The 286-nt window shown below is 68.9% G+C and carries 1 protein-coding gene; it reads left to right on the top strand.

The features are described from left to right. The coding region (locus tag ACZ2IA_RS22930; RefSeq protein WP_470294894.1) for a hypothetical protein at positions 1-286 on the top strand (286 nt) is incomplete at both ends.

Raw genomic sequence — 286 nt, 5'->3', positions numbered from 1 at the left:
GTGATGACCGACCAGACCAGCCGCACGGGAATCGTGCACCTCACCGAGCGTCAGCCGACTGTCAGCGGACCCGAGATGCTGGCGAGCCTGGTGCCGCAGCCCCAGTTCGACTCCGCGACGTTCGACAGCTACCGCGCTGATCCGGCCTATCCCTCGCAGGAGGAGGCGAAGGAGACGCTGATGCGCTTCGCCGGGCGCGGAACGCCTGCGAAGCGCGGCGGTCTGTTCAGCCGCGCGAAGAAGGAGCCGGAGCTCAAGCCCGGCGTCTACCTGGACGGCGGGTTCG

It is taken from the genome of Crenobacter sp. CS_VA4 (assembly GCF_055597485.1).
The sequence above is the reverse complement of the archived record's forward strand: the minus strand, read 5'-3'. Positions and strand labels throughout refer to the sequence as shown.